The 25,195-nt window shown below is 43.1% G+C and carries 15 protein-coding genes; 8 read left to right on the forward strand and 7 right to left on the reverse strand.

Annotated features, from left to right (window positions below; all coding sequences use genetic code 11):
* Position 1 precedes the first annotated feature (1 nt).
* Positions 2 to 1,882 (forward strand): DUF2264 domain-containing protein, encoded by a 1,881-nt coding sequence (locus tag MKY99_RS10605; protein ID WP_339270361.1) that lies wholly within the window; start codon positions 2 to 4, stop codon positions 1,880 to 1,882.
* Between the two features lie 280 nt (positions 1,883 to 2,162).
* Positions 2,163 to 3,617 (forward strand): cardiolipin synthase, encoded by a 1,455-nt coding sequence (gene cls / locus MKY99_RS10610; protein WP_339270362.1) that lies wholly within the window; start codon positions 2,163 to 2,165, stop codon positions 3,615 to 3,617.
* An 86-nt stretch (positions 3,618 to 3,703) separates the two neighbouring features.
* Here cls and MKY99_RS10615 read toward each other — a convergent pair whose 3' ends face one another.
* On the reverse strand, positions 3,704 to 4,492 hold the full coding sequence (locus MKY99_RS10615; protein WP_339270363.1) for a YheC/YheD family protein: 789 nt from the start codon (positions 4,490 to 4,492) through the stop codon (positions 3,704 to 3,706).
* Between the two features lie 104 nt (positions 4,493 to 4,596).
* Here MKY99_RS10615 and sbnA point away from each other — a divergent pair, with 104 nt between their 5' ends.
* Entirely contained in the window at positions 4,597 to 6,870 is a 2,274-nt protein-coding gene (gene sbnA / locus MKY99_RS10620) for a 2,3-diaminopropionate biosynthesis protein SbnA (protein WP_339270365.1), read from the forward strand.
* Positions 6,871 to 6,901: 31 nt separating this feature from the next.
* Positions 6,902 to 7,867: a 2,3-diaminopropionate biosynthesis protein SbnB gene (locus tag MKY99_RS10625; protein ID WP_339270367.1), complete on the forward strand. Its 966-nt coding sequence runs from the start codon at positions 6,902 to 6,904 to the stop codon at positions 7,865 to 7,867.
* A 73-nt stretch (positions 7,868 to 7,940) separates the two neighbouring features.
* Here the strand turns inward: MKY99_RS10625 and MKY99_RS10630 are convergent, their stop codons facing one another.
* A complete protein-coding gene (locus MKY99_RS10630) occupies positions 7,941 to 8,822 on the reverse strand; it encodes a LysR family transcriptional regulator (protein WP_339270370.1) in 882 nt (293 codons plus the stop codon).
* A gap of 183 nt (positions 8,823 to 9,005) precedes the next feature.
* On the opposite strand from MKY99_RS10630, the gene MKY99_RS10635 reads away from it, so the two are divergent.
* On the forward strand, positions 9,006 to 10,370 hold the full coding sequence (locus tag MKY99_RS10635; RefSeq protein ID WP_339270372.1) for an MATE family efflux transporter: 1,365 nt from the start codon (positions 9,006 to 9,008) through the stop codon (positions 10,368 to 10,370).
* Positions 10,371 to 10,423: 53 nt separating this feature from the next.
* Here the strand turns inward: MKY99_RS10635 and MKY99_RS10640 are convergent, their stop codons facing one another.
* Positions 10,424 to 12,166, reverse strand: coding sequence for an SGNH/GDSL hydrolase family protein (locus MKY99_RS10640; RefSeq protein WP_339270374.1), 1,743 nt, complete (start codon positions 12,164 to 12,166; stop codon positions 10,424 to 10,426).
* Between the two features lie 237 nt (positions 12,167 to 12,403).
* Between MKY99_RS10640 and MKY99_RS10645 the strand changes: the two genes are divergently transcribed.
* The gene (locus tag MKY99_RS10645) at positions 12,404 to 15,259 is read left to right on the forward strand and encodes a glycosyl hydrolase 115 family protein (RefSeq protein ID WP_339270376.1); all 2,856 of its coding nucleotides are present in this window, start codon (positions 12,404 to 12,406) and stop codon (positions 15,257 to 15,259) included.
* A gap of 55 nt (positions 15,260 to 15,314) precedes the next feature.
* On the opposite strand, the gene MKY99_RS10650 is transcribed toward MKY99_RS10645, so the two are convergent.
* From MKY99_RS10650 to MKY99_RS10665, 4 genes are all read right to left on the reverse strand, one after another.
* Positions 15,315 to 16,094 carry a helix-turn-helix domain-containing protein gene (locus tag MKY99_RS10650; RefSeq protein ID WP_339270378.1) on the reverse strand — a complete coding sequence of 260 codons (780 nt, stop codon included), beginning with the start codon at positions 16,092 to 16,094 and terminating at the stop codon, positions 15,315 to 15,317.
* A 94-nt stretch (positions 16,095 to 16,188) separates the two neighbouring features.
* A complete protein-coding gene (locus MKY99_RS10655) occupies positions 16,189 to 16,809 on the reverse strand; it encodes a TetR/AcrR family transcriptional regulator (RefSeq protein ID WP_052404243.1) in 621 nt (206 codons plus the stop codon).
* A gap of 44 nt (positions 16,810 to 16,853) precedes the next feature.
* The gene (locus MKY99_RS10660) at positions 16,854 to 18,044 is read right to left on the reverse strand and encodes a pectin acetylesterase-family hydrolase (protein WP_339247092.1); all 1,191 of its coding nucleotides are present in this window, start codon (positions 18,042 to 18,044) and stop codon (positions 16,854 to 16,856) included.
* A gap of 168 nt (positions 18,045 to 18,212) precedes the next feature.
* Complete coding sequence (locus tag MKY99_RS10665) at positions 18,213 to 21,344, reverse strand: alpha-mannosidase (protein WP_339270380.1); 3,132 nt, start codon at positions 21,342 to 21,344, stop codon at positions 18,213 to 18,215.
* Between the two features lie 248 nt (positions 21,345 to 21,592).
* Between MKY99_RS10665 and MKY99_RS10670 the strand changes: the two genes are divergently transcribed.
* Together MKY99_RS10670 and MKY99_RS10675 are read left to right on the forward strand one after the other, a co-directional pair.
* Complete coding sequence (locus MKY99_RS10670; RefSeq protein WP_081382735.1) at positions 21,593 to 23,407, forward strand: sensor histidine kinase; 1,815 nt, start codon at positions 21,593 to 21,595, stop codon at positions 23,405 to 23,407.
* A complete protein-coding gene (locus MKY99_RS10675) occupies positions 23,407 to 24,975 on the forward strand; it encodes a response regulator transcription factor (protein WP_339270383.1) in 1,569 nt (522 codons plus the stop codon). The genes MKY99_RS10670 and MKY99_RS10675 overlap by 1 nt, the downstream gene beginning before the upstream one ends.
* Positions 24,976 to 25,195: the final 220 nt, after the last annotated feature.

The following is a 25,195-nucleotide window of genomic DNA, read 5'->3' on the forward strand; positions in this document are numbered from 1 at the left end:
TATGATGAACAATGAGAAATCATTTTCTCGTATTGGCGGTAATCCGCTGAAGACCCGTGAGGATCTGGTGATCGCTCTTGAGCAGCTTACGGATCCACTTCGGCCGTTCTACAGCAAAGGTGGCTCACGACTTAAAATTGGCAAAACAGGGGCGAGCTATTCGGCAGCAACTGCTGAAATGGAAGGTTTCTCGCGGGTGTTGTGGGGTTTGGTACCCCTGCTCATTGGTGGTGGAGACAGCGAACTCTGGGACATCGTGCTGGATGGCATTCGGCATGGCACCGATCCTTCTCATGAAGAATATTGGGGAGAGGTGAAGGATTACGATCAGCGTTTGGTCGAAATGGCGGTCTTCGGCTTCGCATTGGCAGCCATTCCGGAACAGATTTGGTTGCCACTTGCTCCGAATGAGCAGGATCAATTATACCGTTGGCTGAATCAAATAAACGCCCATCCTTGCTATGATTGCAATTGGCTGTTCTTTAACGTTCTAGTCAATATCGGATTCCGCAAAATCGGTCGTCCCTACGACGCAGGACAACTGGAGAGCAATTTAAAGCGCATGGATGATTTCTATTTGGGAGAGGGCTGGTACAGCGACGGGATTAATGGTCACAGCGATTATTACGTACCTTTTGCTATTCATTACTATGCACTGCTGTACGCAAAGCTGATGGAACAGGAAGACCCCGAACGTTCCCGTGTGTTCAAAGAACGGGCTCGATTGTTTGCTGCTGAATTCATCGGCTGGTTCGCACCCGACGGCTCCGCACTTCCTTATGGGCGTAGCTTGACTTACCGCTTTGCCCAGTCGGCATTTTGGAGCGCCGTTGCCTATGCAGATGTTGAAGGATTTTCTGCTGGTGTGGTAAAAGGTCTAGTGCTGCGAAATCTGCGTTGGTGGTTCAGTCAGCCGATTGTTGACGCCGATGGCGTACTGACCATCGGATATACTTACCCGAATCTGGTCATGGCGGAGAATTACAATGCCCCCGGATCTCCGTATTGGGCGTTAAAGACTTTCTTGCCGCTGGCTCTAGGGGCGGATCATCCGTTCTGGAAGGAAGAGGAACTGCCGCTACCGTCCATTCCGGCTGTCATGGTTCAGAAGCCTGCACATCTTGTCACCGTCCGCGAGCACGCTTCCGGTCATGTAGCGGCCTTCAATAGCGGACATTTATACACGAATGAACATACCCACACCTCGGCCAAATACGAAAAATTCGTGTATTCAACAGGCTTCGGCTTCAGCGTGCCCCGCTCTGAATGGGGGCTCTCCCAAGGAGCGTTCGACGCTATGCTTGCGATGAGCGAGGTCGGAGACAACTTATACCGGGTACGACGCCAGAATATAGAGTCTGAGATGATAGACAACGTCCTTCGTTCCGTCTGGAAACCGTGGGCCAATGTCGAGGTTCAGACTTGGGTTGTCGCCGGACTTCCTTGGCATATTCGGATTCATCGAGTCGAAACTGGACGGTCGCTGGATACCGCAGAGGGTGGATTCGCACTTGGTCAAGAGAATGAAATGATATCGAAGATCGATGTGGCTGGTGCGATGGCCTCCACTGCTTGGGGAACCAGCGCAATCAAGGATTTGCTAGGTTGTCGGAAGGGTGAGCTGGTCTGGCCGAACGCCAATACGAACCTGCTTCACCCTCGAACGGTGCTGCCGATGCTGACGAGCACCCTTGAGCCGGGAATTCATTGGCTCGCTTCGGCCGTCTATGGTTGTCCCTCAGAGGGGGCTTTGGATATTCAGGCTGATCAAGCTGATGAGGTCCTCAAGCATTCACCTGAGCAAGATTTGAAAGTTAAGTTCAGCGAGGGAACGTTAACCATTGTCACTCATTTTGGGAGAGAAATCGTTCTTAATATATAATGAGTTGGTTGAATATTTCTCACACTAATTGAAAAGTCACAACAATAGCCCTGATGCAGAACTACTGCACTAGGGCTATTGTTTTTATGTGGATTTTTATGATTTTATCTTTTAATTATTGAGTTTTTTATCAAATGTTTTCTTAGATGGACAATTATGCTATAGTACTCTATCTAGTCATTTACAGAAGTATTGATTTATCAGACGATGAATAAACTGACTTTTGGCAAAACTAGAAATACCGACATCTATAGAAAGATAAGAAAGGCAGGAACTCCTTATGGACAACGGCAGTCTGGTCACGTGGATACTTTCATTTGTTATGATTATAAACATATTGCTCTCTGCTGGTTTTTTATTTTTTGAGAGGAGAGATATTGGTTATACTTGGGCGTGGCTTATGGTTTTTTATTTCATTCCCATTTTGGGTTTTATTATTTATCTCTTTCTTGGTCGTAATTTAGCAAAAAAGAATTTCTTTGGCCTTTCAGCTGAAGAAAGTAAATATCTACAATCAACTGTAGATCATCAATTGGCTACATTAAAGGATCAACGCGAGAATCAGAACGCTTTGTTAACGAAATATGCTGATTTAATTCATATGAACCTTGTTTCATCGAATGCGCTAATGACAACAGATAACGAGATAGCTATTTTTAACGATGGTAAACAAAAGTTTGACTCTTTATTTAATGATATTAGAAATGCCAAAAAAGAGGTCAACATTCAATATTATATCATCCAGCCTGATGATTTAGGGACAAAATTAAGAGATGAATTAACTAAAAAAGCCAAAGAAGGCGTAAAAGTGAGGGTTCTCTATGACGAAATCGGCTCCAAGAGACTTTCTCTTAAGTTCTTTAAAGAACTACTTTCTGCTGGTGGAGAAGTAGAGGTATTCTTTCCATCACTGCTTAGACCGATAAATTTTCGAATGAATAATCGAAATCATAGAAAACTATGTATCATCGATGGGGAAATTGCTTATATTGGTGGATTTAATGTGGGAAATGAATACTTAGGGATAGATAAAAAGTTTGGATATTGGCGGGATACACATTTTAGAATGAAGGGTGGTTCCGTTAATCAAATTCAAGGCAGGTTTCTTCTGGATTGGAAACATGCCCGGAAACACGAGCAGGTAAGCTTCGATCAATTTTCCTTTACTACTGGAAGTCATGACGGATCAAGTCCCGCTCAAATTGTGTCTAGTGGTCCTAACTCGCTAGTTGAGCATCTGAAAAACATGTATATTAAGCTGATCTTGAACGCCAAACGGAGTGTATATATTCAGACGCCATACTTCATTCCAGATAGTAGTTTTATGGATGCATGTAAAATTGCACTCCTATCCGGTGTGGATGTACGGATTATGATTCCAAATAAGCCTGACCACCCTTTTGTTTACTGGGCAACTTGGGCGTATGCAGGTGAATTATTGAATTATGGAGCGAAAATTCTGTTATATGAAAATGGTTTCTTGCATGCCAAGACGATTGTGGTAGATGAAGAAGTAGCGTCCGTAGGGACAATGAACATTGATTCCCGGAGCTTTAGACTCAATTTCGAAGTTAATGCAATTGTTTATGATGAGCAAGTTGCTAAACAGCTTCAAGAATTGTTTCAGGAAGATAGCCAGTTAAGTACAGAGCTTACCCCTGAGCGTTATAGAGAAAGGTCCCTTATAATCAAATTTAAAGAGGGGATTTCTCGTCTTTTTTCGTCTATCCTCTGAATACACAGACCCTATACTCCGTACAAAAAGCGAGCTGTGGACTTGTAAATTCACAGTTCGCCGCGGTACATGGATTCTACTATGCTTCACACGACACCCTGTTTTGATTTCATGCACTTAAGATTGTATGTGCGACCGTATACTTTTGCATATCTGACAATTCGGTCAATCATACGGGTGTCTTTCAGCTTAGTAAACGGGCACGGATCAGGAGCCGTATTCACTTCCAAGATCCATGGCTTGAGACGTTGATCTAAGGCAATATCTACACCGATTTCCTGAAGGCCGGGATAGACAGTGCTAAGCTGTCTGGCGGATTTCACTCCAATTTGCTTCAGGGATCGGATCAATATTGTACAATTCTCTGTGCTTGTGTAGGCTTTCAATAATTCCTCAACCGGATAAATCGTTCCTCCTTGACTCCCGTTTGTAACTACTTTGCGAGGATGCGCCACGCGTCCTGCAACCCCTGTTGCTTCCCACCCACCCTTAGAATTCCGCTGCACCATCACCCGGATATCGAATGGGCGGCCATCGTACACCAACAGCCTGATCCCCTTTTGAACTAAATAGGACTTCCCTTGGGCTTCTCGTAAGAGGGCCCGATATGCCGTGTCGTAATTAGAGAATTTGTGTACGTGGGTACCGGACTGATAGCTGTATTGTGCACGAGTAAGTTCAACCCGTATCACGCCCTGTCCTAAAGATCCGCAGCAAGGCTTAATGTACACCATCTTATATTTTTGTAGCATTTCATAGAGAGTGTTCTTATCCATTTTTCTTGTAAGCGGGACATGTTTATTTAACTCTTGATTTCTAACCAGCACCCTTGTCTTCGTCAGCTTATTGGATATACGGCTTATCTGCTTCATCATTTTGTCCCTCCGTCTCAAAAGATCCATAGGCTATATTACGGAAATGCCTCAGCTTTTGATTGGGCAACCACCGAATTGTAGAACACACTGAAAGAATTCTACATATGATTATGGTAGGTATTTATCTATGGGCTGCAGCTTGCGGTCAACAGGAGGCGGCCATCATGCTGCTCGACAAAGACAAATTGCAGGATAAGTTACTTGAAGTAATTGAGGCATTTCCCTGGTATAAGGGGCTGATCGGCGGCGAAAGAGCGAATTATAGCTTAGAGACGCTTCCGCTTATGACGTCGACAACGCTAGATACTTATTATTATAATCAACCTTTTGATCCTTCTTTGACCGTATATTTGACTTCGGGTACAAGCACTGGCCGTCGAAAAGCTATACTTTACTCTAAGGAAGACGATAAGCACTATATAGATATTAAAACGAAGCTGTACGGTGATCTTATTGCGGGAAGCGGATGTGTTAGCGCTTTGGCGGATATGGGTACTGGGCATGCGGCGAACACTGCACTGTCCATTTTTGAGCGGTTAGGATTGGAACATCATTCAATTCCCTTCGAATTGCCGATCGAGCAGCATATTGAACAGCTTCAAACCTTCAAGCCTGACTTACTCTACACAATGCCTTCCATCCTTGATCATATCGTACATGCTACTAGAGATCCGCGGGCTTTTGGAATCCGAAAGATTATTTTGGTTGGGGAAATCGCCTCATTAGGTTGGCAGCGGAATATGGCCCGTCTGTTCGGTCTTGAACCGCGCGACATCATTGATACGTATGGCTCTATTGAAATAGGCACGATTGCTTATTATTCACATGATCTTGGCAGGTATATTTTTGCTGATGGGATTTTTGCGGAAGGGGTCGGGGCGCAGGAGATTGGCGAAGAACTAAGTCCGCTTAGTAATGATGAAAGTGTTCTTGTTCTTACCTCCATGGTTCGCAAAATGCTGCCAGCTATTCGTTTCGTTACCTATGATGTTGTAAGGGACTTTAGGTCTGTGATGATAGATGGTGTGGAGAAGCAGAGCTTTAGTTCCATCGTCAAACGGGTGGGTCGGGAGCTGAAGCACGGGGAGAAAATAAGCCTGTACGATATCGAACAGGTCGTATACCGACATCTTGAAGATGCGATCATTCGGGTCAAAGTGAGGAAGAATGCGCTGACCGTTTATATCAAAAGTAAATCTGCGGATAACACCATTGTCCCGAAGATCAAAGAGGAAATTAGGGAATGCATTCCGGAAATCGGCATGATGATTCGAAACCATCTGCTGGACGATATTGAGGTCATTATAGTAGGCAAAGACGAGCCGATGGACAGCGGAAAGGTTAAGAACAAAAAGCTATATTACCAGAAAGATAAAGATCGCGCAGAGATGGCCTTCACTGACGGTATTTTGTCGACTATCGGAAATACACCCTTAATCAAGCTGAAGAGCTTGTTCTATAAAAGTGAGTTTGACGTCTATGCAAAAATGGAGCTGATGAACCCGGGGGGAAGCGCCAAAGATCGTCCCGCCCTGCGGATGATCCAAGAGGCATGGAAGGAAGGAACAATAGGCCCGGGAACCACCATCATTGAATCGAGCTCTGGTAATATGGCGATCAGCTTGGCCATGATTTGTAAGTATTTGGGGATGCGTTTTATCAGCGTTATTGATCCAAGAACTACGGAAACGAATCTGCAAATTCTGAAGGCGTTGGATGCTAAAATCGACTATGTCGCCAATCCCGATCCCGTAACAGGAGAGTTTCTTCCTGCTAGACTGAAACGTGTGCAGCAGTTATTGGCGGAAATACCGGGCAGCTACTGGCCGAATCAGTATGCAAACGCAAATAATTATTTAGCTCACTACCATACGACAATGAAAGAAATCGTGACTGTTCTTGAACGAGTGGATTATTTATTTTGCAGCGTTAGTACATGCGGAACCATACGGGGTCTTGCGGAATACGCAAGAGATCACGGACTTCGGACCAAGATCGTGGCTGTTGATGCAGAGGGAAGTGCGGTTTTTGGCGGAAATAAGAGTACACGGCGCTTCCCGGGACTGGGTGCAGGCATCGTGCCACCTTTTTGCAGAACAGATATAATCGACCATATCGTGCATGTCTCGGATTCGGATATCGTAAAAGGTTGCCGGATGTTGGCACAGAACGAATCCATCCTGGCTGGCGCATCCTCCGGGGGAATCATTGACGCCGTTAAGCAGATGGAGCCAGAATTGACTCCGGGAGCTGTCTGCGCAGTCATACTGCATGATAAGGGAGAGCGTTACCTAGATACCGTATATTCTGACTCATGGATTCAGAACCAATTCGGTCAGGAGCTGTTGGCTGAATGTGGTGATCTCACTGAGATGTAAGAAACGATATGTTTCATAAGGAGGTGACGGTATGCTGTACTTAAATGATCGAGATATACGGGCAGTAGGTGTTGATTGGCCTATTCTTGTGGAATCGGTAGAGACTGCTGTGGGTATCATCGATTCAGGTGATTATGTCCAGCCGATAAAGCCCTACCTAAGGTATAAGAGTCCACAAAACCGGATTATTGCAATGCCCGCTTACGTAGGGGGAGAGGTGAACGCGGCAGGGATAAAGTGGATTTCTAGCTTCCCAGATAATATTGAGGCTGATCTTCCTCGCGCGCATAGCATCATTGTATTGAATGAACCAAGTACAGGCCAGCCTTCAGCCGTCTTGAACTCTCCGCTTCCCAGTATTATTAGGACGGCTTCCATCAGCGGACTGATGATTCGTTACTTTTTGCTGGTGCGTTCAGTGGAGCGGATTCATCTAGGCATTATCGGCTGGGGACCAATTGGGCAGTATCATTGTCAAATGGTTACGGCTTTGTACGGGGATCGAGTCGAACGTATCCGGATTTTCGATATCAAGGGAGTAGACTTATCAGGAATCTCATCTCTCTTTAGAGATAGGATGGAAGTGGCTAAGACGTGGGCGGACGTTTATCAGCATTCGAATATCTTTATTACTTGTACTGTATCCGAACATCGGTATATCGATCTGTATCCTGAAAAAGGTAGTCTTCTGTTGAATGTTTCACTGCGCGATTATAAGCCGGAGGCGTTAGCTTCGTTAAAAGCCATTATCGTCGACGATTGGGATGAAGTGTGCCGTGAGAATACGGATATTGAGCAGCTTCATTTGGAGCAGGGGCTCACTCGTGCTGACACCCAGATGATTACCGATGTTGTCTTACGCCACAGCCTAGATGAATTCGGCGAAGATGAACCGATCTTCTTTTGCCCGATGGGGATGGCCGTCTTTGATATCGCTACAGCGGTGTATTACGTAAACAAGGCGAGGGAAAAAGGGATAGGGACCGAGCTGGAGTAAGGAGAGCAAGAATGAGAGCAATTCTGTCCATATAACAGCAATAACCCGCTTACTAAGCGGGTTATTCAGTATGTTATGCACTATAGGTATCCTTTATAAATTGAATAAAATGTGCAGTGGCTGAGCTGAATAAATTATTTTTTTTCCAAGCCAAAACATGACTTGTAGTTCGTTCAGGTTCAAATGGAACAAAACAAGTACGTTCACTTTCCCGGATAGAATATGAGCCACTCACACAAATGGCATAGCCAAGCTTTCGTTCTACTAGAAGCATGGCGTTTGTCAAAAGATTATGTGAGGCAAAGATACGAAGACTCTCATTCTCGACCCCAAGCCAGCTTGCAATCTCATTTTGCACAATGGTACGTCGAGGTAGGATTAGCGGTAAAGTAAGAATATCCTGAATACCAATAGAAGACTTCTGGGCGAGAAGATCATCTCGTCGCATCAGAATTCCCCACTGTTCCTGATAAGGCAAGCGAATATAATCATATTTAGCGGCTTCAATGGGCTCTAATAATATACCTATGTCAATATTACCTCGGTCCAGCTTCTCCCGAATATCATCCCCATCCGCACTATACAATTCATATTGTACCCTAGGGTGTCGACTGGAAAATTCCTCTAATAACTCCGGCAACGCCCTGGATACAGTGGACTCCACACATCCGATAGAAACAACTCCACCAAGCAAATCTTTTTGTTCTGCCAGATCTCTTTCTGTTTTATCTAGTAGTGAAACGATCTCTTTTACTCGTTGTTGAAACAGAAGTCCACTGTCTGTTAGAGTAATCTGCCGTTTTCCCCGAATAAACAAGCGGGTATCCAATTCTTCTTCCAGATCCATTAGCTGTCTGCTTAGAGTGGGCTGGGTAATGTGGAGGATTTCTGCTGCTTTTGTTATATTGCCAATCTTAGCCACTGTTAAAAAATATCTGAGAACACGAACATCCATGATTGTTCATTCCTCCTCTGTTGTTACCTCATTTAATAATAACATCTAGAATTCCCAGATTAAACGATACGTATTAAGCATGATACGTAATTCATCATAGGCATTAGATATTTATTGCTTTAGAAACTACCATGGAAGTATGAGTTCTGTGACTTAAAACGACTACAAAATGGAGTTAAACAAATGAGCAAACTAGAAACTGCAATCACGAAACCATTATTATTTTCCAATCTACAACTAAAGAAATTATTTCTCCCCTTAATGATAGAGCAATTATTAGAAGCTATGATGGGATTGGTGAATTCTGTCATGGTAGCCTCTGTTGGGGAGTCAGCAGTATCGGGTGTATCTTTAGTAGAAATGGTGATGTTACTGTTGATTAGTATATTTGCAGCGCTCGCTACTGGAGGTACTGTAATTGTGGGTCAATATCTTGGAAGTAAGCGGGAGAATCAGGCTAGAGAAGCAGCGAATCAATTAGTTTGGTTTGTTGGTAGTGTGGGGCTAGTGATTATGGTTTTGATTTATTTACTGAAAGGATTTATTTTACATGGTTTATTTGGAACGATTACAACTGAAGTGTATGGACACGCGAATACTTATTTATTAATTGTTGGGGTTTCAGTTCCTTTTTTAGCGCTTTATAATGCAGGTGCAGCCGTATTCAGAACGATGGGGAACTCCAAACTACCCATGCAAATAATGTTGGTTGTGAACCTTGTGAATATAGCAGGGAATGGCTTGATGGTATATGGACTTGACATGGGAACGGCAGGTATCGCTATTCCAACGTTATTTTCCAGAATAGGGGCTGCAGTTTGTATTCTTGTTCTAGTATCTAACCCAAAGAATCTCTTATCTCTGAAAAAGACCTTGCGGCATAAATTTGATGGCAAGATGATCAAGCAGATGATGAGAATTGGTGTACCTTATGGACTGGAAAATGGAATGTTTTATATTGGACGGCTATTGATATTGAGTTTAGTCTCCACCTTTGGAACAGCAGCTATTGCAGCAAATTCAGTTGGCAGTACGATCGCTTCCTTGCAAGCGTTACCTGGAATGGCTATTGGATTAGGAATGTCTGTTGTGATTTCGAGATGTGTGGGTGCTGGCGAGTATGCTCAGGCTAGGTATTATACAAGGAAGATTATTGGCATGATCTATGTGGCACAGATCGTTAGTTCTGTTGTAAGTCTAGCTTTGTTTCCAAGCTTACTACGCATGTATCATTTTTCAGAGGAAGCGGAGCAATGGGCAACCATGATCGTATGGAGCCATGCAATCGTCATGATGCTGATATGGCCTTTTGGAAATGCACTGCCAAGTGTCTTTCGGGCGGCAGGAGATGCGAAATTTCCTATGGTCGTAAGCATGATTACTATGATTTGTTGTAGAATTGCGTTCGCTTATGCACTAGTATATTGGTTTCATATGGATATGTTTGCAACGTGGATTGCAGTCTATTGTGATTGGTTGATTAAAGCGGCATTGTTTATTTGGCGGTATATTAGTGGGAAATGGACTAAATTCCAAGCGATACAATAAAGACAGCACCGATGAAGAATACATCGGGGCTGTCTTGCAACTGGTGCAACTGATTAAAGGGTATAACCGAAGCCTAGTATAGTAAAACACTTATCCTGATCTTCGGGTACCATTTTGATTTCTATCTGATGCTCACTGCTAGCTTCGTTTTGATATAGAATTACCGGATTGCAATGTGTCCAGTTGTTCACGTGAGGATCAGCAGTAACTGCAAGGCTGCCGTCTACGAAGATATCCGCCTTGCCGAATTCGCTGCTGCCGGAATCCTTGTATACGAGGATGAGATTTTTACTCGTTATTGTCAGCTTGAAGCTTTCTTCACCAGACGCCCTTGAATGCATCCAATTATGAGGGAATTCCGGAGTACCGTGAGAGTCAGCATCCATTTCTACCCGCTGCAAATCGGTATCTATCCCCCAAAATCCGCCTACTTCGATCTTACCTGCGTCAATATAGTTTTTTCGATCCAGCAGGAGGGTTCCTGTAAAATCATTCCCGATAACCGGTCGTTGATCCAATAAGATCTCATCTTCATTCATTAGTGATTTATGGGTTTCGGTGAATAAATAAGCGAGACAATCAGCCATTACCCGGTGACCCTCATTTGTCGGATGATAGATATCATAGAAAAATTGCCGTTTCGAGATGATGTTGCCTTCAGCTTTACTCAGGCGGAACTGCTCGGATACGGCATCCTTTACACTAACCATAGGAAGAATATAATGGCGGCCAATGGGGGAGAGCCGATCCTGCAGGTTCCAGTCATTCATAAACACACTGAACAGAAGGATTACGGCTGGCTGATGATCGGCGGAAAGTATTTTTAAGCATAAGCTTTCAAAACAATTGCCTTTCGTTTCATCCCCTTCGTCGTTTACCGCAAATTCCACTACCACGATATCTGGTGTTACGGAACCGTCTCTAAGAATATCTCTTTCATAGCGGATGACGCCAAGCTCGGAGGGTGTTCCGCCGACCCCAGCCTTCACAAAATGGATGTTCTCGCCACCATTTGTGCCGAATAAGTTTTTAAATCTTAAATACGACTGATAGGCATAACATTCCGTGTGTATCGGCTTAGCACCGGCTCCTTGAGTAATGGAACCTCCAATATAAGCGATCGTGACTTCCTCGCCCTTTATAGCCTTATTCATGGCAGCTTTTAATCTTTTATTATTGCCAGCGTTCAGCAAGGATTGTGTAATGATCTTTTGGTACTCATTCGATTCAAAAGCAACTGGTGGTTCAAGGATTAGCTCTGGAACAGAATAACCGTCATGCAAATAAAAAATAACACTCGCAATCGCCAGTTCGCCTGCGTGATTAAATTCAAAAGCAAATTTTCCGAGCACATCATCTTCTTCAGAACCCGGATTATCTGCTAACTTCAAAATAACCTCTGAACCATCGGCGGGGCAGGGTACACGTAAATAACTTCCGGTTTCATATTTACTAGTTTTGCCCCAGTGCTGCAATAAAAAAGTGACTGGATCTTCCTGCGCGTTAGTCCTTCTCACGGATACTCCAATACTGTGGACTAATTTGCGAAATCCTGCACTGCTCCCCAGAAGCTCCAGAATTGCTTTATCTGTGACGCCGCCTATAAATCTGGTCTTATCGATCAGATAGCTGCCTTCCAGATAAACTTCTTGTGAAGGTTTTCCTTCAGGTCTTGCTGTTGCTTCAATTGCTGTTTCATACAGCACAAAAAAGCCGTTTCTACGATCAGCCGGGTCCTTTGGAGCTTTCGGACCTTCAATCTGTTCGCCTGCAATGAGTTCGTTATTCTTTTCCATATGGATCATCCTCGCTTTATAAGGTTCTCTTGCTATGGATGCGCTTGCAAAGAAATGATTCTGTTACAAGGGAATACCTGTTAACAGTAACACCAATTATCTAGATTGTTCAACCAATAAACAAAGTTTCATTTAATAATTACAAAAACTTGCTAGTTTACACATGGAAGTTGAAATCGCTTACTTATATAATGTGCCTAGTCATACGAAAATAGGATGCTTAAGGGGAGAATAATCATGCCTACGCAGGAATTAATCCTTGTGAAGCAGGGCAAAGCTGCTAAGATTTACGTGGATCCCAAAGGGAAGGATTATGCCGGTTTGTGCCGCGTGACTCAGTCTTTTGCAGCAGATGTTAAACAGGTAACAGAGGTTGAACCTGAAATACATACACAATTGGAGGCATTGGATGGAACCGTTATAATCGCTGGATCGATCGGCAGTAATGAGCTTATTGATCGTTTAATTGCGAAAGGGACAGTGGATGTGTCCGCCATCCAAGGGAAAAGGGAATGTTATAAAATTCAGGTAGTTGAAGAACCGACAGCAGGAGTGGACAAGGCGCTCGTCATTGTGGGAAGCGATAAACGCGGGACGATGTACGGGATTTATTCTATCTCTGAAAAAATTGGCGTTAGTCCGTGGAAATATTGGGCAGATGTTATACCAGAGAAAAAAGCAGATTTGATCTTACCTGATAGCCAGCTACATAGGATTTCCAAAGAACCTTCGGTTAAATACAGAGGGATTTTTTTGAATGACGACTGGCCGTCTTTGGGCTCTTGGGTAACTCAAAGATTTGGTGATTTTAATGAAGATTTCTATGACAAGGTGTTTGAACTAATTCTTCGATTAAAGGGGAATTATTTATGGCCAGCGATGTGGAGTGCCGAATTCAGCCTTAACGGTAAAAGCAATCCAATCGCCAACGCCCAGCATGCACAGGAATACGGCATTATAATGGGAACCTCCCATCATGAACCTTTATTTCGGGCAGGCAGTGAATGGCAGAAGGTATACAACCAATATGGAACAAGTAACTTATGGGATTTTGCCCGAAACAAACAAGCTATTACGGATTTCTGGGAAGATGGAATCAAACGGAATCAGGACTTTGACAATTTAATCACACTAGGGATGCGGGGAGAAAGTGATTCTGCGCTGGAGGGCTCCGACCAGGAGAATATTGACCTGCTGAAGGATATCATCCTTACGCAAAAAGAATTATTAAAGAAATATAATCTTGAGCACTCGCCCCAAATTCTAGCCGTATACAAGGAAGTGGAGAAGTATTGGTATGGCACTGCTGAGGTTGAAGGCTTGAAGGACTGGGAAGTCCTGAATGAGGTTACGATCCTGCTGGCAGATGATAACTTTGGCAATCTCCGCAAAATCCCAACGGAACACGAACGCGATCGAAGTGCAGGGTGGGGGATGTACTATCATTTTGACTATCATGGGGGTCCACATTCCTATGAATGGTTAAACACGATTCCGCTGGAGAAGGTTTGGGAGCAAATGTGTATGGCATTCGACTATGGCATCCGTGATGTATGGATTGTGAACGTCGGGGATTTGAAGCCTATGGAATTGCCTATTTCCTACTTTATGGAATTGGCCTATGATTTTGAAGCTTGGGGTACCGGAGCGATTAACCGGACTGAGGAATATACCAAACGATGGGTAGAGCAGCAGTTCGGATATGCACTGGAACATGAGACATGCCTGGGCATCGCGCAATTGCTGAGTGAGTATACCCGAATGAACGGCCGCCGCAAGCCGGAGATTATTTATCCGTCAACCTTCAGTCCTATCCATTACAATGAGGCACAGAGAGTGCTGAAGCAGGCGATTAGGATGGAGAATGCCGCTGACCAATACTATGCTCTTATTCCTGAATCATTAAAAGATGCGTACTACCAGCTTGTATATTTCCCTGCTGCTGCATCAGCCAATGTGCTCAAAATGCAAATATATGCTGGACTTAACGAGCTATATGCTGGACGAGGCAGTGTATTGGCCAATACCTACGCTACCCTGACTCATGAAGCCATCGATAGGGATAAACACCTGGAGCAGGTTTATAATAGCGGAATTACAGAAGGAAAATGGCAAGGAATGATGAGTTCCCCTCATGTCGGGTATGTTCACTGGAATGCAGAGGGGTGGAAATATCCAGAGGTGAGCACGTTGATTCCCGCTAAAGGTTCTATATTGATTGTTGATGTTGAAGGTACGGAGCAAGCGTATGTTGCGGGGACGGCAAAGCTTCCGGTATTTACAAATCTGCAAAAAGAAAACTATTGCATTACTATCAGCAACGGTGGAGAAGCGGGCTTTGAATATCAGGCAAGAAGTAATGTAGCTTGGATTAAGCTTGAGAAAACATCGGGTTGGATCAAGGCTGGGGAGAGCTTACAGGTTTCTGTAGATTGGGAAAAGGTTCGCGAGACATCGACGGGTGAAATTACGATCTCTGGTGCCGGAGGCACCGTTAAGGTTAGTGTAGCTGTGAACTTCACTGACATTCAGGATGTGCTAGCGATGACCTTTATCGAGACGCATAATACAGTGTCCATTGAAGCGGAGCATACCTCAAGTCGTGTTGCACAATCAGGGGTGGAATGGAAGACCATTGCTAACTATGGGCGTTCTTTATCCTCGGTTAAAATGTTTCTGGATACGGTATCTTTTGAACAGCCGGAGAATGCGCCTTATCTGGAATATCAGGTTTTAGTACAGCAGAATGCAGATTACAGCTTAACCGCGTATATTGCTCCGACAAACAACCTGTCACAGTTCAGTGGATTAAAATATGCGGTAGGCTTCGATGCACAGACGGCAGTGATTACGGATGCTTTACCTACGGATTTTGCGGGCGGCAATCATGATAATGAACCGTGGTGCCGCGCGGTTATGAATAATATCCATACCGTGACCACCATTCATGCTTTAACGAAGGGGATCCATACCCTCCGCTTTTACGGATTGGATGCGGGCCTGGTCCTGCAAAAGCTTGTGTTGTCCGCTGCGGAGCTGCCGTATTCCTATTTGGGCCCAGAGGAGAGCTTCTATACTAGGGGGACGCACTAATTCATAGTTAGAGCTAATTGAAGGGCTGAATCCCCGAATGGTTCAGGGTCCTCCGTTATTTCAAGGCAGATGACGGAGGATAACCCTTGATATTTTTGAAAACATTACTGAAGTAGGCGACATCTTGATAACCACAGTGCTCTGCTACTTCGGACACATTGAAGCCACCTGCGGACAGAATCATCTCGGCATTGTTCACCCGTACTTTATTTATGAATTCCTTATAGGTGGAACCGGTGTTTTGCTTGAACAGCTTGCCAAGATATACAGGATTTAAAGCAACCAAATCAGCTAGTTCCTTGATCGCAACTTCCTCCGAATAATGATCCATAATATAGGTCATTACTTTTTGGATTCTCAGATCGATCAGAGGTGTCTCTTGGTGGTGGGTTATGCTTAACAGGCGATATACGATCAGTTGAAAAATGGCTCTGGCCTTCATTTTATAAAAAGGCTGTTTGTCCATCCATACATGCGAGAAATCTTTGATGTCCGCTAGGATCTCTTTAGTTCTCCAGTTTTTGGTTACGGTCTCAAAAGGGAGCTGCACATGATTGTCCTCCCCCTGCCAGAAGAAATTAAACGCAAAAGAACGCATGGGTGCCTCCTTAAAGGTCTGCGCTTCCCGAATACTTCCGGAAGGGGCATAGAGCATATCACCAGCTTCAACCGTAAATTTCTCCCCATTAATAAAATAGTTCGATTTCCCTTCCACAATGAAGGTAAGGTCATGGAAATCAATTTTGCTCCTCGTTATCTCCCAATCCGGGAAGGATCTGCGGTCGACGAACAAAAAAACATTCGGAACTAGATTCTCATATTTGCCAATGTCCATTTCAGCCATTGCTCCTTCCATATAACTAGAGCCGTACGAATACCGATTGGTATATTATACCGAAATGAAACCTATTACGAAAAGACTCTTTTAATCATCGGGAATGCCGTACGCCATGCATAATGAAATCCTTGAATTGTCGGTCCGTTGCCCGGTCTTCCTCCGTAACCACACCGCCCCGCTGATGCGTAATAATAACGGCTTTTTGTAAATACATGAAATACAGGTGGGTGGACTTCTGCAGAATGTTCAACCACTTATTTTTTTCCTCCGGAGCCACTGCTATTGTGTCAAGCAGTATAAGTCGCGAATACCAGCCTTCCATAGCCTTCTTAAAGTCAGGCAGTTCTGCAGGATTCTTAGAAAGCGTGCTGTAGTAAACTCCAAAAATGGCATCATAGTAGATCAGTGATTCCTGATGATCTCTTAGCGCCAAATATTTATCCAGAATGTTCTCCAGTGATTGTACCGGCTGTTCAAAATCAAAATCAAACAGCAGCTGTCCAAACATCCGCTCCAGGTTAAGGACATAGATTTGAGCGGCTAATTCTTCTTTGTCCTTATAATGATGATACAAAGTGCGCCGGGAGACCCCGGCTTGTTCTGCAATTTGAGCCATATCCGTGCGCTCAATACCTTGAGCACAGAACAAGCTGAGCGCTGTATCCTTAATGATCTCCCTCGTCATTTGCATCTGCTTTTCACGCAAATTCATTAATTTTCTCTCCTGCCTTGTGCGAGTATTTCGCTAATTCTGTGCTATTTCTGAGCTGGCTTCGACGTCATGAGGAACTTGCTCCCAACTGAATAGGGTTTCTGATGGTTGACTGCATCACCTAGCCATTTCAGAAGCTTCACACCATCTTGTTCAGCCTGAAAGAAGGTCTCTCTGGTTGCAAAAGTGTGCGGGGTTGTACCCGTCTTAGCATTTAGCCCATAGTCGGTCAGATAGTAATAATAATTAGGTAAAGTGGCAGCTAAAGAAGATACAGATTGCCGCATTTCCTGTGACCATTCATTAATAATGCGTTGATCTCTGGGCCCCTTGTAATCGTTGATGTTGTTCTGAAAGTGGATCAGAATCTCGTCAAATACCGAGTAGGATTGCAATATTACCGTATTCGCAGGCAGTAGATGACCGTTCGCTTTAAATGCTGCCCCGATGATATCCGCTTCAGGGGTATACCCAAAATTCTTAACGAAGTCTGCCTGCCATTCCTTATTCACAACATTTGGCCACTTGTCTGATTTCAGGAAGGAACTGTCTGAATATTGGAAGATCTCGGAGTCTTTGTAATGAGAGGCGATCTCCGGAGCCCAGAAGGCGGACCCGAATCCACCAGCACTTTCACCTGCAATTAGCAGTTTGCCGGGCTTTTCCACGTTGGCATATATCCAATCAAGGCTGCTTCGCACATTATTGCTGCCGTTATAACGCATTGTAAAGGTACTGCCGTCCTCTTTTTTATATTCAGCCGTACGGTTACCGATATGGAAATCACCCGTCGAATAGGGAAGGTAGACCACATTCCATCCATGAAAAGGATTGGCAGGGTTATCCGTATCCATCATACCTCTCAGCAATGTCAGCATATAGAAGGGGATGTTCTGGAAATAGTTGCCCGTATCTCCACCTTTAATGAAGTTCATTAGCTTGATTGGGTGCGCGGCGCTTTGGGCATCCCAACTGGCCCCTCCCCCGGAAAAAAAGATAATCCAGTTATTAGTCTCTCCCTTTTTATTCCAGATAAAATACTCTGATCCATCACTTGAAATGACATTTCCGTCCAGCTTGACTTTATTCCACTCATAAGGCTTCACTTCCGTGATTACGGGGGTGGCGGTGGCCGGTCTCTTGATCACAAAAGCGCTAATCGCAAGAATAGCAATCAAAGCAAGGCTCAATAATCCAATGCATGTGAATATCGTAATTTTCCCCATTCTTCTCATATACATCTCTCCCTTAATTGGAGTATACGCTACGTTAACTCATTGCGCAATGTGTATACTTAAATTCAAAATAAACAATCATAATCGAAAAACGGGGTGTCCTCGCAGCCTTTTATACATGGCTACAGGGACACCCCGATTTTGTATGTTACTTCATTTAATTAGATTCTATACTTCGATTTCAAATGTTCTAATTTCGTAAGGTTCAAGTACAAAGGTAATGACAGGTTCAGTGTGAACCTCACCTTCAGGACGTTCCATTAGATTACACTCTTGCCACGAAATAATGTTCAAGTCGCTCGTCATATCAATCTGCTGGCGGCTTCCGGAATAGTCGTGAACACGTACAACTAATTTTTGACCATCTTCAGATTTCTTAAGGGCAGATACCATAACCGTATTCGTAGAAAGACGAATCATGGACTTTGTTTCTACTTCAGCTTGCCCCATGGTGCTCCGCAGTGGATTGTTGATGGACCAGGCTTGACGGACGGTATCACCTTGTAGCCAATCCCCAGTATGAGGCAGGATAGAGTAGGTGAATGAATGTTCGCCTTGATCCGCATCAGGGTCAGGGTGTGTTGCCGATTTGATTAGGGATAGACGCATCACATTATCCTTGATGTCGTAGCCATATTTGCAGTCATTCAACAAGCTAACGCCATAACCACGATCTGATAAATCTGCCCACTGATGACCCACAGTCTCGAATCTAGCGTAATCCCAGCTAGTGTTCCAGTGTGTTGGACGCTTAACATTACCGAACTGGATATCATAAGTGGCTTCGGTAGCTCGTATCGCAACAGGGAAGGCTACTTTCATTAGCTGTTTTTTCTCATGCCAGTCTACGTTCGTCACGAAGTCGATACGACGATGCCCAGCGTGTAAGATCATTTGCTGTTTAATCGTGGAATCCATATAGCTCCATGTGAATTGCACAATACAACGCAATGAACCATTTTCTATGACTTCAATGCTAGTGCAGTCGATTACTTCGCGCATTTTTTGCTGATAGTAGATGTCAATGTCCCAGGCTTCATGTGCTAATGGTTTATCCTCAAACACTTGGAACACATTACCGTGACTTCCATTAGCTAATACTTGACGCTGTTCGTGTTTATCATAGATGGATGACAATTGACCTTGCTCGTTCCACGCTATTTCAAGGTGAGGCGTTGAAATTCCTGATTCATTCAGCTTGAATGGAGTGCTTAGTGGCTCAGAACTCACATCTGCCACGAAGGAGATGGTGGTGTATCCGAGAGAAGGAATGTCGGACACTTCAATGATCCAACGGTCACCTTCACGCTGAGCTTGTAATGGTTTACCTTCTGTGTTTATCCAATGTCCTGTTTCCATGCCAGGCTCTATAGTAATTTCTACGAGCTCAGTTAATTCCCAAGAAGCATTGTTCCAGATGGTATATTTACCGGCTTCACTTCCGTTCACTAGTAGGTTCGTAGATTGTTCCCATACAGATTGACCAATGGCTTCGGCTTGAGCATATTCAATCGTACTGTCTTCGTACACTTCACGAATTGAAGAACCAGGAATAATATCATGGAATTGGTTACGCAAAATAATTCTCCAACCCTCGTCTAAATCGGTCTGACGATAGTTCGACCAATCTTCAGACACCACACTTTGCAGTGCGTTTAGCCATTCCGCCTCGCGGTATAGCAGCTCAAGCTTGCGGTTCATCCGCTTATTGTAGGCTTGGCTAGTGTACGTGCCACGGTGATATTCTAAGTAAAGCTCACCATCCCATACATGGACATAACGATCTGTATTAGCAACGGTTTCTTGCAGATTACGGAAGTAATCTCCTGCTGTTCCTGTTTCAATCTTCGGTAGTCCTGGGAGATCGTTGAGTCTGCGGCGCATCTCTAGCATTTCGCGGTTAACCCCGCCGCCGCCATCACCATATCCGTAAGAAAGTAATAAATTGCGATTCACTTCTTTATCCCGGTACGTATCCCAAATTCCTTTTACAGTCTTAGGAATGATGCGGCCATTATAGGTGTAGAACCAAGAATCTTCTTCAGACCAAGGCTCTGGTGTTGTAATGAAGTGTGTTAATACTTCAGTACCATCAATACCACGCCATTGGAAGGTATCATGTGGCATGCGGTTGTATTGATTCCAGCTAATTTTCGTGGTCATAAACGTATTAATTCCTGATTTTTTTAGAATTTGTGGCAAGGACCAGCTGTAGCCAAATACGTCCGGCAGCCATAAATAATCACATTCAACACCAAATTCATTACGCAAGAAGCGAGTACCATATAGCAATTGACGGACAAGAGACTCACCTGAGGTCAAGTTACAATCTGCCTCGAGCCACATGCCACCGCCAGCTTCCCAGCGTCCTTCAGCTACACGTTCACGAATCTTCTCGTAGATTTCTGGATAATCGTTTTTGATGTATTCATAAAGCTGAGGTTGAGTTTGTAAAAAAGTATAGTCAGGGAACATTTCCATCAGACGGAGTACGGTCGAGAAGGAACGCGCACATTTCTCACGGGTATGCTTCAATTGCCATAACCAAGCTACATCAATATGGGTATGACCAATACAGGTAACAGTAACTGGCGAAGACTTTTCCATTTTATTAATTTCATCACGCAAATAATTACGAGCTTCCTCAATCGAAGCGTAGAAGACCTCTGAACCTGGACGAGACCAGTCAATCAGAAGAAACGAGCGGTCTACTGTACTTAGCAGCTGTGTATATTCTGGTGTTTTTGAATCGAGTACGTTCAGCGTCTCAACTACAGCAAGTGCAGTAAAGTAGAAATCATCCGTTGCATCGTCCAGCCAACAAATTTCTGCCATACGAATGCCATGTGTTTGATCTTTTTTAGGACCGCCACCTTCTAGACCCGACCATAAACGGAAGGTAAGAGGAAGCTGCGTACCTACCGTTTCATCCGGCAAGAACACTTCTGTATGATTGGAATCTACACCTTGATAGGGTTTACCATTGTAAAAGAATAAAGATTCAAAGCCGGAGTTGTTTCCGGCACCCGTCTCGCCAAAATCAAATCGACCCAGTACCCTGCGTCCTGCCCAAGAGGCGGGTACGTCTATCTGTGTCGTTAGCCATAAATACAAATCGCGGCCTTTCCAGGTATCGCCAACCTGTAGCTTAGACCATTCTCCATCCACGGGTGGTTCCGCTGCAATTTCACCTTGTTCGTCAATCATAGAATTGAAAAAAGGAATGTGTATTCGATCCCGGTAACGATATTCGGAAATCTCGTTTAGTTGGGAGTTGAGTTTACGTTTGGTTAGAAACATGAGTAATAGCCCTCCATTATCTTGATGGGGGACGAGGATTATAAGACTTATAGGGTGATTACAGGTTTGTTTGGGGGGTAGAAACCAACTATAGACGATTTTTAGCGAGATGTAAACTCATGATAAAGAAAAAGGTTGCAAGGAGGAAAGATTTACATCTAAAAATGAATGCGCTCCCATTGCACAAAAAGAAAGGTGGTGTTAAGCTTCTAATCCTAAAGGCTAGATTTTGAAGGAAGGTGAATTTGTTGAATATAAAGAAATTTTATCAAAATCATTTACGAAAAAAGCTGTTTAATAAAATTTTAGCTATATATTCATCCATCATCATTATTACGCTTATTGCCTCTTCCATTACCGTTTATAAATACTATGAACAGACGATCACGCGTCAACATGTTGATGCTAATCGAGAGGTACTGGATTACGTGAGTTTATATATGAATCAGCAGTACGAAGGGATTCAATTGGCCATCCAGCAAATTTATAGTGATGCTTCTGTAAGTGAGGATTTGTCCTACTTTTTGCAACATGATTATGGAGATTATCTTAAATATCGTTTAGATCAGTTTGCTGAAATTGGGAGCTTCGTACCCCATACATTCGATACTTACTTCAAAACGTATTTGAATCAGAAAAGTGGTATCTCTGACGTTATCTTATACAGCACTGAGAAAGAATTTTATTATTTATATAAAAATAATACACGACAGCTCTACAAAAGAGATATAGATATTTCGGAGCAAAAATCACCCATACCCAAGAATGGTTGGGTTTCGCATGAGAAAAAATTATTACTTAAGGAAATAAGGGAAGACAATAACAATTTGTATACGATGACTAGGGAGCTTAAAGATCCGATTTCATTGAAAACGATCGGTATGCTCATTATAGATTTTGATGCTGAACTTATTTCAAAATGGCTTGGTACGAAAGGTACAGAGAATAATGGCCAAGTGTTGGTTCTAACACCAAGCGGTGACGTCATATATGATTCCTTAGGAAGGTATATGGGACAGCAGTATCCGCATATCGCTGGTCTTTATTCAGACAACTGGACTGCACTGGATGGATTATCTAAAGTTAACTTAAATACAACGAATAGCTCAGGTCTTATTGTGGCAGGAATCATTCAGAAGTCGCAGGTAAACAAAGAAATGGTGGTAGTACGAAATTGGATTATCGGGATTACGGCAGCACTAATTGTTGCGGCAATGTCCATTACATACGGAATAATTTTACGTTTCTCTAAAAAAGTGAAGATCATTGTCAAATCTATGAAGCGCTTACAGGAAGGCGACTTAAGCACGCGCATTCATCTTAACCGGGAGGATGAATTGCAGCTCATTGCCAACAATTTTAACTATATGTGTGAAAGACTAGAACTGTATATTAATAAAGTTTACATTTCAGAAATTACGCAAAAAAATGCAGAACTCGTTGCTCTTCAATCGCAGATTAATCCGCATTTTTTATATAATACGCTTGAAGCTATAAGGATGCGGGCTATTTCGCAAGGTGCGAAGGATGTAGGTCAGATGATTTACATTTTATCTACGTTATTCCGAACGATGATTAAGAAAAGTATGGTTGTTACCATCGCTGATGAGATTGAATATTGCAATCTATATCTTGAGCTGTTTCAGATTAGGCATAAAGATAAGCTTCAAATCGAGTCACGAATAAGTCCAGTGGCTATGAATTGTTCTATCGTTAAACTGCTGATTCAGCCGGTCATTGAAAATTATATTGTTCACGGATTCAGGCCCGAACGCTCTGATAACCTAATCCGCATTGAAGTAACTGAATCAGACGGTAGCATTCAAATTGCTATTAGAGATAACGGAAATGGGATTATTCCCAGCAAGCTAACGGAACTTCAAAAAACACTTCAAGTCAGTATGCGAATGGATGCACCACCTTCCTCGCTTGGACTATGTAATGTGAATGAGCGAATTAAGCTTTATTATGGGATTGAATATGGATTATCGATTGCTAGTGAGATCGGTGTAGGAACAACAGTCATCATGAATATACCAGTGGTAAGGGAGAGTATTAAATAATGCACAACATACTTATTGTGGATGATGAACCTCTTATTCTTGAAGGATTACGTTCAGTGATCGAATGGGAAGATTATGGACTAAGAATCGCAGGGCAAGCGAGTAATGGGGAAGAAGCTTTAGTTTTTTTGCGTAGTCATAACGAAGCCATTGACATATTAATTACAGATATTACGATGCCAAAGCTGACGGGACTTGAACTCATTCAACAAATTAAGTCTTTTGATTCAAAAATGAGATTTATTATCTTAAGCGGCTATGAACAATTTGAGTATTTAAAAGCTGGAATGAGTCTAGGCATTGAAAATTATATTCTTAAACCCATTAACATAAAAGAATTGGAATCAACCATTGAGCAAATTGTTGAGGTCCTTAATCAAGAGGATGTTGAACAATTTCATGCGAAGGAGGATCAGCAAGTTTTACGTAACAATATTTTAAATCGTTGGGTCACTGGAAATATAGATCGACAGGAGCTATTGCATCGTTCAAAAGTCTTAAATATTTCTCTGGACTGTTCATGTTTTACGGTGGCTGCGATTCGGCTTATTACGGAACATGAAGAGGATGAGGGTCAACTGCACCCTAATCAACTTATGGAAGAATGTTATCGTATCGCTGTGCAGTCCGTAGCAGAGCGCGGAACAGTTATTGTATTTATAGATATGGAAGGTGATCTTGTTCTTATTGTTGCGGAGTCGACTGAAGATGAGAACAAAGAAGAAATGTATTGCATGCTGCAACAAGTGCAATGTGAGATTATGCATGAATTAGGAAAGTCTGTCTGGATTACGATAGGAAGTAAGGAATATACTTTTCAAGAAGTACCACAAAGTTATAAAAAAGCGAAAAGTTTATATGTGGATCATCTGATGCTGCCGGGCTACCCGATTATAGATGTGGACCAACTGTCTAAGATGGTGTTACATGAGGAAAAGCTCGAAATTGATTATGAAGCATTTACTAAATTATTATTATCTGGCGAGCGTGAGGCGGCAAATCAATTTATCGCAGAAACATTCCAAAAGCTGTTCGGATGTGGCGTGATTACACGCATTGATAATTACAACGTAGCGATTGAATTAATGTTGATCGCTAAGAATATGGAGAAAAACTGTAACTTCAGTGCTGTGTTTAATCCTTTGCTACGTATCCATACCATCGAGCAGTTGCTTCATCATGTGCAGGAAAGTGTGAATGAAACGCTGGACCAATTATCGCTAGTGAGTGATGAGCTCAGTCCGAATATGAGATATATGGTGGATCAAGTGAGCAAACATTATAGAGAAGAACTATCTCTGAAGACGCTCAGTCAGCGAATGAATATGCATCCTACTTACTTGGGACAGCTATTTCAGAAGGAGATGGGGCGAAGCTTCTCTGATTATGTGAACCAATTCCGAATTGAAAAAGCAAGACAACTGCTGCTTCAAACTACGTTATTAACCAATGAAATAGCAGCTGAAGTAGGGTATCTAGATCCAGCGTATTTTTATCGCCAGTTCAAAAAATCAGTAGGCATATCTCCAACAGAACTTCGAAAGATGTATAAAAAAGAAAAGGCGTAGGATTTAGGAAATGTTCCCGGGTATCACGTTCAAGTGGAGGGTTCACGAACGTTGGTCACGGGAATATTTCCTTTTTTTTGTTCAAATCTTAAGGATTTTCAAGCCTCACGGAGGTCATTTTTTCTTGCGATCTTTAATTTTTACATATCATTCTGGAGTTTTTCAACTTTATGAAACCGCTTTTATAGCGCAGAATTAAAGATAGTTAAAGGGGCAAGGA

The organism is Paenibacillus sp. FSL R5-0470 (assembly GCF_037975205.1).
Classification (GTDB): domain Bacteria; phylum Bacillota; class Bacilli; order Paenibacillales; family Paenibacillaceae; genus Paenibacillus_AQ.

Bases quoted from the DNA above. Each gene is read 5' to 3' on its own strand.
- MKY99_RS10615 (WP_339270363.1), bottom strand. From the start codon at position 4,492: ATGATGAAGCAGATAAGCCGTATATCCAATAAGCTGACGAAGACAAGG.
- MKY99_RS10660 (WP_339247092.1), bottom strand. From the start codon at position 18,044: ATGAGAAGAATGGGGAAAATTACGATATTCACATGCATTGGATTATTG.
- MKY99_RS10630 (WP_339270370.1), bottom strand. From the start codon at position 8,822: ATGGATGTTCGTGTTCTCAGATATTTTTTAACAGTGGCTAAGATTGGC.
- MKY99_RS10655 (WP_052404243.1), bottom strand. From the start codon at position 16,809: ATGAATTTGCGTGAAAAGCAGATGCAAATGACGAGGGAGATCATTAAG.
- sbnA (WP_339270365.1), top strand. From the start codon at position 4,597: ATGATTATGGTAGGTATTTATCTATGGGCTGCAGCTTGCGGTCAACAG.
- MKY99_RS10605 (WP_339270361.1), top strand. From the start codon at position 2: ATGATGAACAATGAGAAATCATTTTCTCGTATTGGCGGTAATCCGCTG.
- MKY99_RS10635 (WP_339270372.1), top strand. From the start codon at position 9,006: ATGAGCAAACTAGAAACTGCAATCACGAAACCATTATTATTTTCCAAT.
- MKY99_RS10645 (WP_339270376.1), top strand. From the start codon at position 12,404: ATGCCTACGCAGGAATTAATCCTTGTGAAGCAGGGCAAAGCTGCTAAG.
- MKY99_RS10675 (WP_339270383.1), top strand. From the start codon at position 23,407: ATGCACAACATACTTATTGTGGATGATGAACCTCTTATTCTTGAAGGA.
- MKY99_RS10640 (WP_339270374.1), bottom strand. From the start codon at position 12,166: ATGGAAAAGAATAACGAACTCATTGCAGGCGAACAGATTGAAGGTCCG.
- MKY99_RS10665 (WP_339270380.1), bottom strand. From the start codon at position 21,344: ATGTTTCTAACCAAACGTAAACTCAACTCCCAACTAAACGAGATTTCC.
- MKY99_RS10650 (WP_339270378.1), bottom strand. From the start codon at position 16,094: ATGGACATTGGCAAATATGAGAATCTAGTTCCGAATGTTTTTTTGTTC.
- MKY99_RS10625 (WP_339270367.1), top strand. From the start codon at position 6,902: ATGCTGTACTTAAATGATCGAGATATACGGGCAGTAGGTGTTGATTGG.
- cls (WP_339270362.1), top strand. From the start codon at position 2,163: ATGGACAACGGCAGTCTGGTCACGTGGATACTTTCATTTGTTATGATT.